This is a genomic window from Streptomyces sp. NPDC101227, assembly GCF_044767545.1.
Lineage (GTDB): Bacteria > Actinomycetota > Actinomycetes > Streptomycetales > Streptomycetaceae > Streptomyces.
Window position 1 is genome coordinate 148749 of record NZ_JBIWOD010000010.1, and the last position, 14752, is coordinate 163500.

Consider the following 14752-nt stretch of genomic DNA (forward strand, 5'->3'; position numbering starts at 1 on the left):
GTTCCAAGTCGGCTCCAAGTGCCTTCCAAACCCCGGGAGCCAGTCTTGAGCACGTCGAACAGAGGAAGGGCAGGAGCAGATGAAGGGCAGGAACGGATGAGCGTCAACACCCAGGACATGGAGATCGTCCACCGCGCCTTCCGCCGCGAGTCGCGGCTGCTGACGGAGCTCGTCGCGGCCGTCGCCCCGGGCGACACCGCTCGCGCCAAGGTGATCGCCGACCACTTCCGCGACTACCGGCTGGGACTGACGAACCACCACGAGGGCGAGGACGAGCTGCTGTGGCCGCCGCTCCTGTCCCGGGTCGATCTGGAGACGGACATCGTCCTGCGCATGGAGGCCCAGCACGAGCGCGTCGCGGCCACGCTGACCAGGCTGGACGCCGCGGTCCCGGCGTGGGAGGCCACCGCCGGAGCCGACGAGCGTGACACCCTCGTGGCGGTCCTCGCCGATCACCGGGCGGTCCTGCTCGAACACCTCGACGACGAGGAGGCCACTCTTCTCCCGCTCGCGGCCAAGCACATCACCGAGGCGGAATGGACCTCCTTGGGCGACCACTTGGTGGCCCACACGCCCAAGCTCACCCTGCTCACGCTCTTCGGCCTCGTCCTGGAGGACGCGAATCCGGCCGAGCGCGCCACCCTCCTCTCCGCCCTCCCCGCACCGGTACGCGCCATCTGGCACGTCATCGGCCGCCCCCGCTACGCCCGCCACATCCGCCGCGTCCGCCGCGTCCGCGCGGCCTGACCCGGCCCCTGCCCCTCCCGGCACGGACCCGAACGCGACCTGACCTCGCAAGGAGACAACAATGTCGCTCAAGACCGTCAACACCGCCCTGACCACTGCCTTCGTCCTCTTCATCTTCTGGTTCGGGACGGACTTCGTCGTGACCCCCGAGACCGTCGCGCCGACCTTCGGCCTGCCGAGCTGGCCCTCCGGCGCCGGCGGCGGCTTCCTGATCGTGAAGGGCATCCGCGACATCGGGGGCGGCCTGGTCCTGGGCGTCCTGCTGCTGACCGGTCAGCGTCGCGCCCTGGGCTGGGCCCTGCTGGCCGAGGCCTTCATACCGTTCGGCGACATGACCAACGTGCTCGCCCACGACGGCTCCTCCGCCGCCGCGTTCGGGGTCCACGGCCCGACCGCGGTACTGATGCTCATCACGGGCCTGCTGACCCTGCGCGAGACCCGCAAGGCCCCCTCCGCCCCGGCGCCCGCCACGGGCAGCGCCGAGGTAAGCCCCGAAGCCGCCAGTAGTTGATCTTGGCTGGGTGGCACTCGGCCCTCGGCCGTGTTACCGCCGTTCTCCGAACGCGATTGGTTCTTGTCCTGCCATCGGCGGACAGGACCTCGCGTCGGCGGAGGGGGACTATTCCATCGCGGACGTGGCCGAGGGCTTGGCACTGTGCGAGACATGGCGTTATCCGCGTCTGCATCGTGAACTGAGGAGGCACCCTCGTGGCTGTCGTTGCCGAACGTCGTTTGGCTCTCCTGGGAGGCGGATTCTCCACCGACAACGACGGTTTGCTGGATGATTGGTTGCTCGATCAGGTGCGCACTCCCCGGCCCAGGGTGTGCTTCGTTCCGACAGCCAGTGGCGACGCCCCCGCCTACGTCGAGCAGTTTCTCGCGGCGTACCAGTCACGTTCCTGCGAACCCAGTGTCCTGCAACTGTTTCGGCGGGAGCTCGATGACGACGCCCTGCGAACATTCCTGCTCTCTCAGGACGTCGTCTATGTAGGCGGGGGCAACACCGCGAACCTGCTGGCGGTCTGGCGTGCGCATGGCGTGGACCGAGTACTGCGCGAGGCCTTCGAACGCGGCACCCTGCTCTGCGGTATCAGCGCTGGTGCCAACTGCTGGGCCGAGGGCTCGCATACCGACTCCTTCGGGCCGCTGACCCACCTCCCTGACGGGTTGGGCCTGCTGTCCGGTTCGGTCTGTCCCCACTACGACAGTGAGGCGGGCCGTAGAGCGTCCTATCAGGCGGCCGTGGCAACCCGCGTACTCCCGGGTGGCTGGGCTGTGGAGGACGGCGTCGGTGCACTCTTCACAGACGGTCAGTTGACGGACTCGGTGACTCGCGCGCCTCAGGCCTGTCTGTATCGGGTAACGCCGGACGGGGATAGCTCAGTCAAGGAACGAGCCCTGGAACAAGCCATGCCGTGTCGTCTGCTCGTCGAAGCACACCAGCCCACTCCGCCCGCGTGAACTGGTGATGTGTGAGCGGCCCTTCTAGGGGCGTGTCCGGTGGCGCAAGGCTGACCCGGCCGCTGCGACGCGCGCGGATCTCTTGGGCGTGGTTGGCATGGCCCTGGTGACCCTGCGATACGACAACGCACCCGGCCGGCCACGCCGAGACACCCAGGCCCCGCCCCGTCGGGCTGTGCCCTCCAGGGGCCTGGGTGTGCGTCGGCTCAGCAGCTCATGGCCCAGGTGTGGGAGTCGCCGTCGTCGTTGGCGGCGCCGTTGTAGTTGACCTCCTGGCCGGGGGCGAGGCAGAGGGTCATGTGGCCGCCCTGGTGTGCCCGCGAGTAGACCTTGACGTGGTCCTTGATGCCCGGGCCGGAGATTCCGTGGTTGGCCCAGGAGGAGTCCTCGTCGGCGATCCAGCTTTCCCACCAGCCGTCGTCTCCCGACCAGTTGGCGCGCTGTCCCTTGAAGTCTGCGTGCTCCCAGGCGCAGAATTCGCCGCTCGGGCAGTCGGCCGCACCGGCCGGGGCGGCTGCGGTAAGGCCGCCGGTGAGGACGAGGAACGCCGCGGCGGTCGCGGTGAGCAGCTTGCTTTTCGTCATGACGGGTCGTGACCTTTCTGGTGGGGGGCGGGTTGGCCGGCCAGCAGCTTGGCCGCGCGGTGCACGGCGCGGTCCCGCAACCGGTCGTAGGTGGTGATCTCCTCGCGGTGCGCGGCGCGGACCTCGGCGAGCCGCGCGGGCTCGAGCCGGGCCCGCAGCGCGGCCAGGCCGCTCGCCCGGGCACATCGGGCGTCCTCGTCGGGGCAGGCGGCCCGCCGGGCGAGCGCCGCCCGGTACCTGGGGTCCTTACCGAGCTGGGCCTGTGCCTCGGGGCGAAGGTTGTTGACGGTGACCTCGGCGCGGAACCAGCGGGCCTGGTCTCCGTAGAGGAAGCGGTGAGCCTCGGCCAGGCAGCCGTCCGTATGCGCGCGGACGGTGTAGCCGGTGGCGAGGGTGAGCGATAGTTCGGCCGGGCCGGTGCCGAAGAGCGCCTGCTCGCGCGTGGGTGAGCCGGAGACGCCACGGGACATGCACCCGTCGACCAGCACCTGCTGGGCGGCCTTGATCAGGTTGCTGCGTCCCTGCTGCGACGTAGGCAGCGTCGGCTGAGACTTCGCCCAGCAGCCCCCGGCGAGCAGCGCCGCCAGCGCGACACCCGTGGCCGTCCGGCCTGCCGCCCGTGCCTCAGTACTGATTCCCACACCGGTTTGAACGATCAAAAACCTGCGAGGGCACGGCGACTTCGGCCCCAGGAGGCGAGGGGCGCGCCGGCCACGGAAAGCGCTGATCGCCAGCGATAGGGCTGGCTCCCCTCGCCCCATCCCCATTCGATCCCATCCCGTAGTTCAGAGCAGGCAGCCTTTTGAGAACGACGTCAAACACGCCTCCTTCGCCGCCTCGGGGGAGTGCATGGCGTAGCGCAGCCGGCCGCCCTTCCAGAAGCGCGGCCGGCTGCCCCGTCGGACACGCCCTGACCGCCTAGGGGCACGGACACCCGCAGGCTTTCGGGGAATAACTCCCGTCCTGACTCCGCCCGTTGGGCCTGCTCCGTGGCACCATCCATGGAGGCACGTCACCGGGCTCACACATCCCGCCGCAACCGAATTCATCCGCCGCCCACAGATGAGTAATTGCCATGACGTGGGGGTCGGCTGATGTAGTGGCGAGCGAGAATCCGCGGCTGTGTCTAACATCGGGAGGCTGATCCGGACACGAGTGCGGGGGCTGGCCCGTCCCGCAACGACAGAGGTGCCGGAGCCCTGGATGTGGTAGCCGTTCGGCGCAGCGGCCCCGGGCTGGGAGTTGCTGAGCCGAGAGGAGGTTGGCATGACTGTGGTGACCCGTTTGGTCACTCACGTCGATCTGGACGACGGCGCCACGGGCGCTCGGCAGGTGTCGGTGTCGGCACGGCTTGAGGCCGTACTCGCGGACGGCCGTAGCCTGGTGTTGCTCAACGATCGTGGGTGGAGCTGGAGGACCTCGGGCCCAGTGGCTATCCGGGCGCGGATCTCGGTCGAGGACATCGAGAAGGACGCCCGGATGGTGGTCGGGCCGGACGAGCCGAGCGACGGCGAGACACATGAGCAGATGGCGGCCGGCCACTGGGGTTTCCTGGCCCGCATCCTCAGACAGCAGGGTGCAGAGGTGGACGCCCAGGAGCTGGAGCGGCTTTCGCATGATGTCGTGCTCAGCGAACGCCTTCGAGCACGGATTGCCTGAGCGGCCCGGACCGGTCGCGCTGGCAGACGGCTAAGGAGAATCGAGCCCCCGGGCAGCGAATTTCAGCTCGCTGCTTGGCGAGCACTGAACGCCGAAAACCAGGGTCTTCTTCAAGGGGGGCGGCACACTGTCCGCATGAAGGTCTCTCCCGATGCGGCTCCATCGCGCCGTGCGCTGCCAGGATTGGAGTGGGTCGAGTCCATGGGCGGCCCGCTCATCGTTCTTCCGGTGTCGGCGCTCCAGGACTGGGGCGGCTGCACGGAGGAAGGCCTGATCATCGGTGACAGCGACGATGTGGACGACTACGACCGGGCCTGCGCGGTCGAGGACCTTGCTGCGGTGATCGATGCAGGTGCTACTGGTGCTCGAGCACTGGTGCTCGGCGATGAGCCGGCGACGACGTGCTACCTGCCCGAACGTCATGCGTTCATCCGTTGGCTCGCCGCCGACTCTGATGCCGAGCTGCTTGCCGCTGCCGAAATGGTTCTCAACGACCCAACCACGGCGTGGGAGCTCTGCGGGTACTGGGAAACCGATGGTCCCTCCGTGCTGATGGACTCCGCCGACGCGGGGCCCGATCTCGGCAAGCCCTATTCCGACAGCACGCGGCTTCCTGAGCAAGCGTCCGTCGGCCTCCCCGCAGGACGGTGGGCAGTCCGTGCATTTCACAAGACCGGCGACTTCCCTTGGGTCGGCGTGGTCCAACTCGTACCAGACCCCCCACCGGACGACGCCCCACCAGCGACGACTCCCACCTCAGCCTTGTAGTCGCCGCGGTGCGACGGGGAACGACGGACAGCAGCACTCCGTCCGCTTGTCGCAATTCAATTGCCATTGAGGGTAATAAGCGGAAAGCTGGAGCAGTCCTTACTGTCGACTCTGGACGCGGAGCCGCTCATGCCCCTGATACCGGAATCCGGACCACAGCGCGTCATCGCCGCCTCGAACTTCGTCTACACCGTCGGCAGCGGCCTCTATCTGACCGCTGGAGTCCTGTACTTCACCGAGGCCGTCCGCCTTCCGGCAACCCAGGTGGGCCTCGGACTCGGTATCGCCGGTGTCCTCTCGCTGGCCGTGGGCATCGCTGTCGGTCATCTCGCGGACCGGCACGGAGCACGCGGTGTCTATGCGATCACTCTCGTCGTCCAGGCGCTGGCCACTGCCGGCTTCGTACTGGCAGACAGCTTCTGGCTGTTCGCCCTCGCGGTAGGCACGGCCACGGGTGCCAAAGCGGCCGGCTTGGCCGCACGCAGTCCACTCATCAGGCACTACGGAGGGGACCGACCCCAGGCATTCCGCGCCTATCTCCGCGCCGTGACCAATGTGGGCATCTCCCTCGGCGCTCTGCTGGCGGGCTGGGCCGTGCAGGTGGGCACCCTCCCCGCCTACCGACTCCTGGTCATCGGCAACGCGGTCGCCTTCGCGGCGTCCGCAGCGATCCTGATCTACCTGCCGCCGGTCAAGCCTGTCCCCACCGCCAGCGGCCCCCGCTGGATCGCCCTGCGGGACCGCCCCTACCTCCTGCTCACCGCCCTCGACGGCATCATGGCCGTCCAGTTCAAGGTGCTCACGGTGGCCGTCCCGCTCTGGCTGGTCACGGCCACCACCGCCCCGCGCTGGCTCATCTCGGGCACCATGCTCATCAACACCGTCATCGTCATCGCGTTCCAGATACGAGCCAGCCGCGGCATCGATTCCCCAGCGGCCGGCGGAGCCGCTTACCGTCGAGCGGGCGTGGCCTTTCTCGTCTCCTGCTCGTTGATCTCCCTGTCTGCGGGGATCCCGGCGTGGGCCGCCGCCACGCTGCTCATGACCGCGATGGTGATCCACACGATCGGCGAGCTGTGGCACTCCGCCGCAGGATTCGAAGTGTCCTTCGCCCTCGCCCCACAGCACGCCACCGGCCAGTACCTCGGTGTGTTCGGCCTCGGCGCCGGACTGGCCGAAGCCCTCGGCCCGGCCCTGCTCATCGCACTCTGCATCACCTGGGGCCGACCCGGATGGTACGTCGCAGGAGCGCTGTTCACCCTGACGGGCCTGGCGGCACCACTCGCCGTCCGCTGGGCACAACGGCACCAGCACGCTCGGCAGGCACCCCCACAAGTTGCGTGGGAGGAAGCAGTCGCACCCTGAAGGGTCTGGAGGACGTTCGGCGTTCGGCATCCCCGACTGCCGCAGGGCTGATGCCAGGGCCGGTCGGTGTTCCGTAGATGGGAAAGACAGGGATAGAAGGCGCGACGACTTGGTTCGCTGCGTAACCGCCTTGAGTGGGGAGAGCGGTCAGCGGGCTGCCGCGGCGGTGGCTTCGGCGGAGCGCGGCGAGTTCGAGGCGCGGCCGAGCCGCTTGTGCTCGTGGACGACGAGGGCTGCGACATCGGCGCGATCGTCTCCTGGCAGCTCGGTCACAAGTACGCCGACGAGCTGTACGGCATCCACATCGGCTCCGGGATGCCACTCGACTTCTTCACCGGCCCCCGCGCCTGGGACTTCGCCCGGAACGGCCCCTCACCGACGACCAGCCCGCCGACGTCCGCGCCCGCGTCATCGAGCTGGACCACCGTTGGGCGTCCCACCTCGCCGCGCACATGCTCGACGGCGCCACCCTGGCCCGCGGGCTGAGCGACTCACCCGCCGGACTCCTCGCCTGGCTGCTGGAGCGCTGGAGCGCTGGAACGCCTGGAGCGACAACGGCGGCGACGTCGAGTCCGTCTTCACCATGGACGACCTGCTCACCCACGCCACGATCTACTGGGTGAACAACTCCATCGCCACGTCGATGCGTTACCACGCCAACGCCAACCGCTGCCCCTGGGCCCCCGCCCACGACCGCACCCTGGTAGTGCAGGCCCCGGTCGGCCTCACCTTCGTCGGCCGCAGGCCCTTAACGGATGGTGTTGTCCTGGCGCCGTTCAATTCGCGGAATGCTGGAGGGCGGGCAGCCCCCGCCCCGCGAAGTGCACCCCGACCAGTACCAGAGTGCATGGCCCCGCAGTTGACCGGGCGGGGATGAGGAGAATTACGCCGGGCGCTCACGGATGCCTTCGACTGCTGGAAGCGTCGGACGTTGAGCTCCGCGGACAGGCGCTGGGGTGCCGTCGGCACCTTGCCCGGACGGTGGGGAGCGGAAGGCGCCTGCCCCTTCCCAGGCCGCTAGGAGCGAGGGGTTCAGCGCAGTCGGCGCGCGCGCAGCACCAGGTCGTCGGTATGGTGCGCGCCGGCACCACCGTCGGGTGCCACGCGTGGCCGCTGCTCGTCCACCTCCACTTCCCAGTCGTGGTTGAGCAGAGCGGTGACCATCGAGGGCCAGACGTAGTCGGCCGGGTCGAAGTCGCTGTCGTGCGCCTGGTGGGTGTCCATCCCCGCGTGGTGTACGAGCAGCAGCACACCGCCGGGCGCGACGGCCGCGAGCAGCGCTCGCTCGGCTGCGGCGTCGGGGGTGCGCAGCAGGGCCGGGTACTGCGCGGAAACCAGGTCAAAGGAGGCCGGCGGGAGCGCCGCCTCCGTCAGTGTGGCGTGTACCCAGCGAACGGTGAGGCCTGCGTCCCGCGCGTGCCCGGCCGCCCGTTCCAGCGCCACGCCCGAGACCTCGAGCGCGGTCACGTCCCAACCCCCGCGTGCGAGCCAAACGGCGTCTGCGCCCTCACCACAGCCGACGTCGAGCACCCGCCCGGGTGTGAGCCCGGCGGCCTCGGCCACGAGCGCGCCGTTGGGCTGACCGCTCCACAGCTGTTGTCGGTCGGCGTACCGGTTGTCCCACTCCGCCCGCACTGCGGGGTCGCCGACGTATCCGTCGGCAGGCGAGGGGGTGTCGGACGCCGGTGTTTCTGCTGCAATGGGGTCGGTCATGGGCCCACCGTCGCCCCTCGCGTCCCGGCCACGCCACTCCTGTTGCCGATTCGGCAACACGAGGCGCCTGCCGCCGCCCGGCCGGGGGCCCGCCGTAGACGGGACACTCGTCGTCTCGTCGTCTACGGCCCCCCGACGTAAACCGACCACGGACGCAATCCGATGGCGTTGAACGCGGCAGGGAGGCGGTGGAGCACAACGACCAGGACCGTTCCGGGTATCGCATGAGCGTGGTGCCTGGTGCCTGGGACCTCGGGGGCTCGGCAACAGGGCGCACTCCTGTTCAGGATTCGGGGACGGTGTGGTGGGGGCTTAAGGGTGGTACTTCTCCTCGACGGTGTCGGCGCCGCCGGACTTGCGGTCCATGGTGACGCGGACGGTCACGCTGTTGGTCTTGGCGGCCTTCTCCAACTGGTCGACGGTGCACTTGGCGGTGCCGTAGCCGTCGCCGCCCACGGACACGCTGCCCGAGTCGTCCGAGCAGATCGCGGCCGCGCCGAGAATCGTTGTGGCGTTGGCGACCAGGAAGGCCTGGTCGGTGCCGCCGCCCTGGGGCTTGACGATGAGCTTGCCGGGTGCGAGGTACTGCAGCTTGCCGACGAGGGTGAGCTCGTTGCCTGCGTGGGCGGAGCCGCCCCCTCCGGTGGTGCCGTTGCTGCCGGTGGTGCCGCCGGTCGAGGAGCTTGCGCCGTTCGAGCCGGAAGGGGCCTTGGTGGGCGTGCCGCCGTTGTTGCCCTGGGTGCCGGAGGTGTTCGAGGAGGAGCCGTTGGTGGGCTGGGCGGAGGCCGAGGAGTCGGGGGCGTCGGACGGGCCGCAGGCGGTGGTCGTCAGGCCCAGTGCCGTGGCGGCGATGAGGGCGGCGGCGAGGCGGCGGCCGGCGCGGCCGCGGAAGCGGTTGGTGGCGGCGGTGTTCATGGTGTCTCCCGTGCTCTGTTCTCTCGTCTCGTTCCCGGACGACAATCAGCTTCGAAGATCACGCTGGCGTTCCGCTAACGGACCGGTAATGACCGGTAATACGGCGTCTGCCCGCCGGCGGCTGAGCGGACCCTTGCACTCATGGCGGCCCCACGGGGACGCCGCTCCGCCCGGCCCCCGCTACCGCATTGCACCGCTCGGACGGTCAGCCCCCTCGTCCAAGGGGCTGTACTTCCGGCCAACGCGAAAGGTCCCCTCCTCATAAGAGGAGGGGACCTTTCAGTGGAGCGCCCGGCAGGCCTTGCACCTGCATCTCCCACCGGTTGGTGGACGTCTTTCCTTGGACCACAGACGCACGACTCCGCCCGCTGTCCGCGGGCCGAAGCTGCATCATGATCATACCGGATCGGCGGAGCCGCTCCGCTCACTCCGCCACCGGCCGGCCCCGGAAGGTCGCCGCGAGAGTTGGCTGCGGGTGCCTGGTGAAGCTGCCGGTGACTTCGGGGGGATATGGGTGACCGCTCGCGTCCGGGGACTGTGCGGCAGCCACGTGCCTGGGCGCCTTGGTGGTTTGGCGCCTTTGACCGTGCGTCATCCGGTGAGCAGCCTCGTCCGGCGTCCGCCCCCTGGCGGCTGAGACAGACACCGCACCTGCTCTGATGGCGTGCGAGGGCGGGCCGCTTACGCCGGTTCGTACTCCAGGTCGGTGTCGGGGCAGGTGGCGGCAAGGTCGCGGAGGGAGTTGCGTGTCGGCGTCGTTGTGACGATCTGTGGTGCGGGCGACGGTCCGGGAGGCGGGCGCCGGGCTGACCGGTGGTGCGGTCAGCCGACGGCCGGGGCGCGCAGCATCGCGGTGAGCATCGCGGTCAGGTCTGCGCAATATCTCGTTCCGCCCACCGCTTGTCTCTGCCCGGACTGCATCTGGCGTGCGCGATCCGCGAACGCCGCGCCGACCAGCATCACCATCGCCTCGACGCGCTCCTTGGCCAGGTCGGCCGGCACGTCGGCATCCTGGACCAGCCGGGCGTCGACCCGTTCGAACAGCCGCCAGGTCAGGCTGTCGAGCAGCGCCGGATGGGGTGCGCCGTCGCGGAAGCCGGTCTCGTGTGCGAGCTGGGCGACGATCCGCAGGCAGTAGCGGCCGCTGTCGTGGGCCAGTTCGGCGGCCTCGGCCGCGACATAGGCCCGCAGCAGCGCCGTCAGCGGGGCGGCATGGCCGAGTTCTTCCAGGGCAGGGGCCAGTGCCGCCTCCACCCTCTGCTGATGCTCCGTGAGGATCGCACTCAGCAGGCCCTCGCGGGAGCCGAAGTGATAGTGCAGCGCGGAGGAGTTGCTCTGTCCGGCGCGCTCGGTGATCTGCCTGGTGAGGGCGCCGGCCACGCCGCGTTCGGCGAAGAGCTCCTCGGCCGCGCGCAGGAGACGCTGCCGCGTTGCCGTCGTTCCAGGTCTTGTCTTCTCTGCCACGGGCCGATATTAATCGATCCAATTACTTAATCGCTCCCATTAGAAGAGGGCGGTGAGGGAGGGTGATGACGGTGCGGCTGGGCATGATGGCGCCGTTCGCGGACGGGCTGATCACCTCCGGCGGCTTCCTGCGCGATCTCGCGGGGACGCTGGAGGAGTGCGGCGTCGAGTCGCTGTGGACGGTCGAGCATGTGGTGGTGGCCGAGACCTACGAGCCGCTGTACCCCTATGCGAGTTCGGGGCAGATGCCCGGCGCCGCCGGCACGATGCCGATGCCGGACCCCCTGGAGACGATCGCCTTCCTGGCCGGAGCGTCGAACAGTCTGCGGTTCGGCACGGCCATGGTGGTCGCGCCGCTGCACAGTCCGGTGGTGCTCGCCAAGCGCGCGGCGACGATCGACCGCCACTCCGGCGGGCGGCTGATGCTGGGCCTGGGCATCGGCTGGCAGAAGGAGGAGTACGCAGCCGTCGGCGTGCCCTACCGGGACCGCGGGGCCCGGCTGGACGAGTGCATCGGAGCGATGCGCGCACTGTGGTCCCAGGCCCCGGCGACCTACCAGGGGGAGCAGGTGGCCTTCGACCGGGTGCACTGCCTGCCCCGGCCGGAGTCGGGCGCGGTACCGATCGTTCTGGGCGGTAACAGCGACCCCGCCGTGCGCCGCGCGGGGCGCTCCGGCGACGGCTGGTTCCCCTACACGATCACCGCCGAGGATTTCGCCCGGCAGGCCGACCTGCTGCGTCAATGTGCGCAGGCGGCCGGACGGGCGGAGGGCGCGGTCGAGCTCACGGCCTGGCCGGGCTCCTGCGACCCGGAGCGGGCGGAGAGCGACCCCGCATGGGTCCGGGAGTACGTACGGGCCGGGGCGACCCGGCTGGTGATGTCGCCGCGTATCGGCGGCGCGGACGGTCTGCTCGGGCCGCGCGGCCTGGAGGGACTGCGCGAGCAGATCGACCGGTACCGCGACGAAATCCTCGAGAAGCTGTGACGCCCGTGCAGGTACAGGACCGCATCGTGCTGCCGGCGGAGCACGCCGGGCCCTGGCTCGACCGCTGGCGAGGCGACTATCTGCCCGGCGCCCGTGCCCGCGGTATGACGCCGCAGGGCGTGTACCGCGCGCACACCGGCACCGGCACCGTCGCCCTGACCGTGATCTGGACGCTCCCCGGTCCGTACGCGTTCTACGAGATGCGCGCCGCCGCGGCCGCCGATCCCGATGTCGCCGGCTTCTGGACGTACACCGACGCCCTGGCCGTCGAGCGCGACCGCCGGGCGAGCCAGCTGCTGGAGGAGCTCGCATGACCCGCTGGGTGATCTTCACACCGGCCTCCGACGCTGCCGCCGGCCTGCGCCGGGCGGTCGTCCGGCTACCCGGTGTCCGTGCCTGCTCCGTGGGGCCCGATCTGCCGGGCAGCTTCGGGGGCTCGGGCCTGAGCTGGGACGTCACCGCTGATGGCGGTCTGTCCGCGGTGCGGTCGCTGCTGGGCGGGGCCGACGCCGACGCCGTACCCCTCACGCCGGTGGCCTCGCGGACGGTGGACCTGTCCGGCCCACGCGTGAAGCGGACCCTGGCACTCACGGTACGGCCCGGTACTCCGACGGAGACCGTGGCCCGCTTTGAAGCCGATCTGATGGCGATGCCCGACCACATCGCCACGATCCGTTCATGGGCACTGAGCCGCGTCGACACGACCATGGCGTCCTCGCGCTGGACCCATGTCTGGGAACAGGAATTCGCCGACGTCGAGGGCCTGACGGGCGAGTATCTGCTGCACCCCTACCACTGGACTTACGTCGACCGCTGGTTCGACTCCGAACTGCCGTCCTCGGTCGTCGCCCCGGCCCTCGCCCACGTCTTCCGGTGGGCGGACGCCCCCGTCCTGACCTGACGCCGCACTCCCACGCGGCAGGCAGCGCGGACCACTCCCCGAGGATCGGGCACGGGGACGCTGACGCGCAGTTCTGACGAGGGTCAGTCAGGCGGGCGACTCCAGTAGGCGGAGGGTTCGGCCGCGAGCCAGGCGGCCGCGGGCTGAGCGATGGGCCGGTCGGTATGGAGCTGGACGAAGCCGAACCGGCCGCCTGGTCGCACCCGCGGAACCCCCACGTCCGGTCGGCGTCCTCAGTGAAGTCGAAGGCACTGTAAGGGAGTTGGGCATAGCGCGGAGGGGCGTGCACCGCGGTCCGTTCGCGGTCCGGCACGTCGACCGGCTCCCACGGGCCGCCCTCGCTCAATCCGCGGTCCACCTCTCCCGAGTCGGCCTTCCTGCGGGCGGTGAAGAGCCGGCCTCCGACGCCCAAGTTCAGGTGAGCCGGATTTCGGCCGTTTGGGGATATGCAGTTGGGGCAGGGTCGGTCGGCCGTCGCCATGGCTCTTACACGGTGGGGCGGCTGGCGACGAGTTCCCGCTCCAGGCGGGCCGTGACCTGCTCGCGGGCCGTGGGCGGGGTGAGGCGGTCCGCACGCCGCTTCTCCTGCCGGCGGTGACAAGCCGGCCGCCACGCTCCATGTCGAGATCGACGAACTGATCATCAATCGCAATCCCGTCGTCATCGGGACCGGCGTGCGCGCCTCTCTCCCTGGAATACCCCCGGGGGTACCCTGTTAGAGTGAAAGGCAGATACCCCCCGGGGTACACCGTTTCTTGTGAAGGAGCCGCAGCCGTGTTCTTCGTCGACGCTCTGGAGTCCGAGGGCCTGGGCAATCGCAGCTATCTGGCCGGCGGCGCCCGTAGCGCGGTCGTCGTCGACCCGCCGCGCGACATTGACCGAGTGATCGCGGCCGCCGCGCGGCGCGGGGTGCGCATCGCCTACGTAGCCGAGACCCACCTGCACAACGACTACGTCTCCGGCGGTCTGGAGCTGGCCCGTATCACCGGCGCCGCTTACCTGGTGCCGGCCGCGGCCCACGTGTCCTTCGCCCGTACCCCCGTCGCCGACGGCGACGCCGTCGGCGTGGGGGAGGGCCTGGTGCTGCGGGCGATCGCCACCCCGGGCCACACCCCGCACCACACCTCCTACGTCCTGGAAGCGGGCGGGGGTGGGGTGGCGGCGTTCACCGGCGGGTCGCTGTTGATCGGCTCAGTGGGCCGCCCGGACCTGGTGGAGCCACGGCTGACCGAGCAGCTGGCCCGCGCCCAGCACGCCTCCGCCCACCGCCTGGTGGCCGAGCTGGACGACGCCGTACCGGTGCTGCCCACGCACGGGTTCGGCAGCTTCTGCTCCTCCTCCCAGGCCGAGGGGGACGCGACCACCATCGGCCGGGAACGCGCCACCAACGACGCGCTCACCCTGGACGTGGACACCTTCGTCGCACGGATGCTGGCCCACCTGGAGGACGTGCCCGCCTACTACGCGCACATGGGCCCGGCCAACGCCGCCGGCCCCGCGCCCATCGACCTGACCCCGCCGGAGCCGGCCGACGCCGAGCAGGTCGCCCAGCGACTGGCCGCGGGCGAGTGGGTGGTGGACCTGCGCAACCGGGTCGCCTTCGCCGAAGGGCACGTGGCCGGGTCGTTCAACTTCGAGGCCGAGGGCAGGCTCGCCACCTATCTGGCCTGGCTGATCCCCTGGGGCAAGCCCGTCACCCTGCTCGCCGACACCCCCCAGCAGATCACCGACGCGCAGCGCGAGCTGGCCCGGGTCGGCATCGACCGCCCGGCCGCGGCCGCCACCGGCGGCCCGGCCGCCTGGGTCCGCGAGGGCGAGCAGCTCGCCTCCTTCCCCCGCGCACGCTTCGCCGACCTCGCCGAGGCGCGCGAGCGCGGCGAGGAGGTGGTGGTGCTGGACGTACGCCGGGATTCCGAGCGCGCGAACGGCTTCGTCGAGGACTCGGTACACATCCCGATCCACGAGTTGCACGGCCGGACCGGCGAGGTGCCGGGCGGCACCGTGTGGGTGCACTGCGCGGGCGGAATGCGCGCGGCGATCGCCGCCTCCCTGCTGGACGCCACCGGACGGGACGTGGTCGCCGTCGACGACGGCTTCGACGCCGCCACGGCTGCGGGCCTGAGCCTCACCCGCGCCTGATCCATCCGCTCATCCAAGCAAGGGCACTTCATGCGATGGTCCTGCTGGCC

At 70.3% G+C, this 14752-nt stretch carries 15 protein-coding genes and 1 pseudogene; 11 read left to right on the forward strand and 5 right to left on the reverse strand.

The genetic code is table 11. The features are described from left to right. Positions 1–96: 96 nt before the first annotated feature. The 3 genes from ACIRPT_RS24025 to ACIRPT_RS24035 all read left to right on the forward strand — a co-directional run bounded on the left by ACIRPT_RS24025 (position 97) and on the right by ACIRPT_RS24035 (position 2208). Positions 97–747: a hemerythrin domain-containing protein gene (locus ACIRPT_RS24025; RefSeq protein WP_403830337.1), complete on the forward strand. Its 651-nt coding sequence runs from the start codon at positions 97–99 to the stop codon at positions 745–747. Positions 748–808: 61 nt separating this feature from the next. Beyond that, the gene (locus ACIRPT_RS24030; RefSeq protein ID WP_403830339.1) at positions 809–1258 is read left to right on the forward strand and encodes a DUF4267 domain-containing protein; all 450 of its coding nucleotides are present in this window, start codon (positions 809–811) and stop codon (positions 1256–1258) included. 197 nt (positions 1259–1455) lie between these two features. Beyond that, positions 1456–2208 (forward strand): Type 1 glutamine amidotransferase-like domain-containing protein, encoded by a 753-nt coding sequence (locus ACIRPT_RS24035; RefSeq protein WP_403830341.1) that lies wholly within the window; start codon positions 1456–1458, stop codon positions 2206–2208. 206 nt (positions 2209–2414) lie between these two features. Here the strand turns inward: ACIRPT_RS24035 and ACIRPT_RS24040 are convergent, their stop codons facing one another. Beyond that, positions 2415–2792, reverse strand: a complete 378-nt coding sequence (locus ACIRPT_RS24040) for a peptidase inhibitor family I36 protein (RefSeq protein WP_403830343.1) — start codon at positions 2790–2792, stop codon at positions 2415–2417. Next, positions 2789–3433, reverse strand: coding sequence for a hypothetical protein (locus tag ACIRPT_RS24045; RefSeq protein ID WP_403830345.1), 645 nt, complete (start codon positions 3431–3433; stop codon positions 2789–2791). Before ACIRPT_RS24045 ends, ACIRPT_RS24040 begins: the two co-directional genes overlap by 4 nt. A 625-nt stretch (positions 3434–4058) precedes the next feature. Between ACIRPT_RS24045 and ACIRPT_RS24050 the strand changes: the two genes are divergently transcribed. The 4 genes and pseudogenes from ACIRPT_RS24050 to ACIRPT_RS24065 form a co-directional block, all read left to right on the forward strand. Then, positions 4059–4451: a hypothetical protein gene (locus tag ACIRPT_RS24050; protein ID WP_403830347.1), complete on the forward strand. Its 393-nt coding sequence runs from the start codon at positions 4059–4061 to the stop codon at positions 4449–4451. 135 nt (positions 4452–4586) lie between these two features. Continuing rightward, on the forward strand, positions 4587–5219 hold the full coding sequence (locus ACIRPT_RS24055; RefSeq protein WP_403830349.1) for an Imm21 family immunity protein: 633 nt from the start codon (positions 4587–4589) through the stop codon (positions 5217–5219). A 129-nt stretch (positions 5220–5348) separates the two neighbouring features. Continuing rightward, positions 5349–6584, forward strand: coding sequence for an MFS transporter (locus tag ACIRPT_RS24060; RefSeq protein WP_403830351.1), 1236 nt, complete (start codon positions 5349–5351; stop codon positions 6582–6584). A gap of 231 nt (positions 6585–6815) precedes the next feature. Next, positions 6816–7320 (forward strand): annotated as a pseudogene (locus tag ACIRPT_RS24065) (epoxide hydrolase); the annotation flags it as partial. A gap of 296 nt (positions 7321–7616) precedes the next feature. Here ACIRPT_RS24065 and ACIRPT_RS24070 read toward each other — a convergent pair. The 3 genes from ACIRPT_RS24070 to ACIRPT_RS24080 all read right to left on the reverse strand — a co-directional run bounded on the left by ACIRPT_RS24070 (position 7617) and on the right by ACIRPT_RS24080 (position 10676). Next, positions 7617–8297: a class I SAM-dependent methyltransferase gene (locus tag ACIRPT_RS24070; RefSeq protein ID WP_403830354.1), complete on the reverse strand. Its 681-nt coding sequence runs from the start codon at positions 8295–8297 to the stop codon at positions 7617–7619. 312 nt (positions 8298–8609) lie between these two features. Beyond that, a complete protein-coding gene (locus tag ACIRPT_RS24075; RefSeq protein ID WP_403830356.1) occupies positions 8610–9212 on the reverse strand; it encodes a hypothetical protein in 603 nt (200 codons plus the stop codon). Positions 9213–10034: 822 nt separating this feature from the next. Then, positions 10035–10676 (reverse strand): TetR/AcrR family transcriptional regulator, encoded by a 642-nt coding sequence (locus ACIRPT_RS24080; protein WP_403830358.1) that lies wholly within the window; start codon positions 10674–10676, stop codon positions 10035–10037. Between the two features lie 65 nt (positions 10677–10741). On the opposite strand from ACIRPT_RS24080, the gene ACIRPT_RS24085 reads away from it, so the two are divergent. The 4 genes from ACIRPT_RS24085 (at position 10742) to ACIRPT_RS24100 (ending at position 14702) form a co-directional block, all read left to right on the forward strand. Beyond that, positions 10742–11662 (forward strand): LLM class F420-dependent oxidoreductase, encoded by a 921-nt coding sequence (locus ACIRPT_RS24085; RefSeq protein ID WP_403830360.1) that lies wholly within the window; start codon positions 10742–10744, stop codon positions 11660–11662. Positions 11663–11667: 5 nt separating this feature from the next. Next, positions 11668–11976, forward strand: coding sequence for an NIPSNAP family protein (locus tag ACIRPT_RS24090; RefSeq protein WP_403830362.1), 309 nt, complete (start codon positions 11668–11670; stop codon positions 11974–11976). Continuing rightward, entirely contained in the window at positions 11973–12563 is a 591-nt protein-coding gene (locus ACIRPT_RS24095) for a Dabb family protein (protein WP_403830364.1), read from the forward strand. The genes ACIRPT_RS24090 and ACIRPT_RS24095 overlap by 4 nt, the downstream gene beginning before the upstream one ends. 774 nt (positions 12564–13337) lie before the next feature. After that, complete coding sequence (locus ACIRPT_RS24100) at positions 13338–14702, forward strand: rhodanese-like domain-containing protein (protein WP_403830366.1); 1365 nt, start codon at positions 13338–13340, stop codon at positions 14700–14702. Positions 14703–14752: the final 50 nt, after the last annotated feature.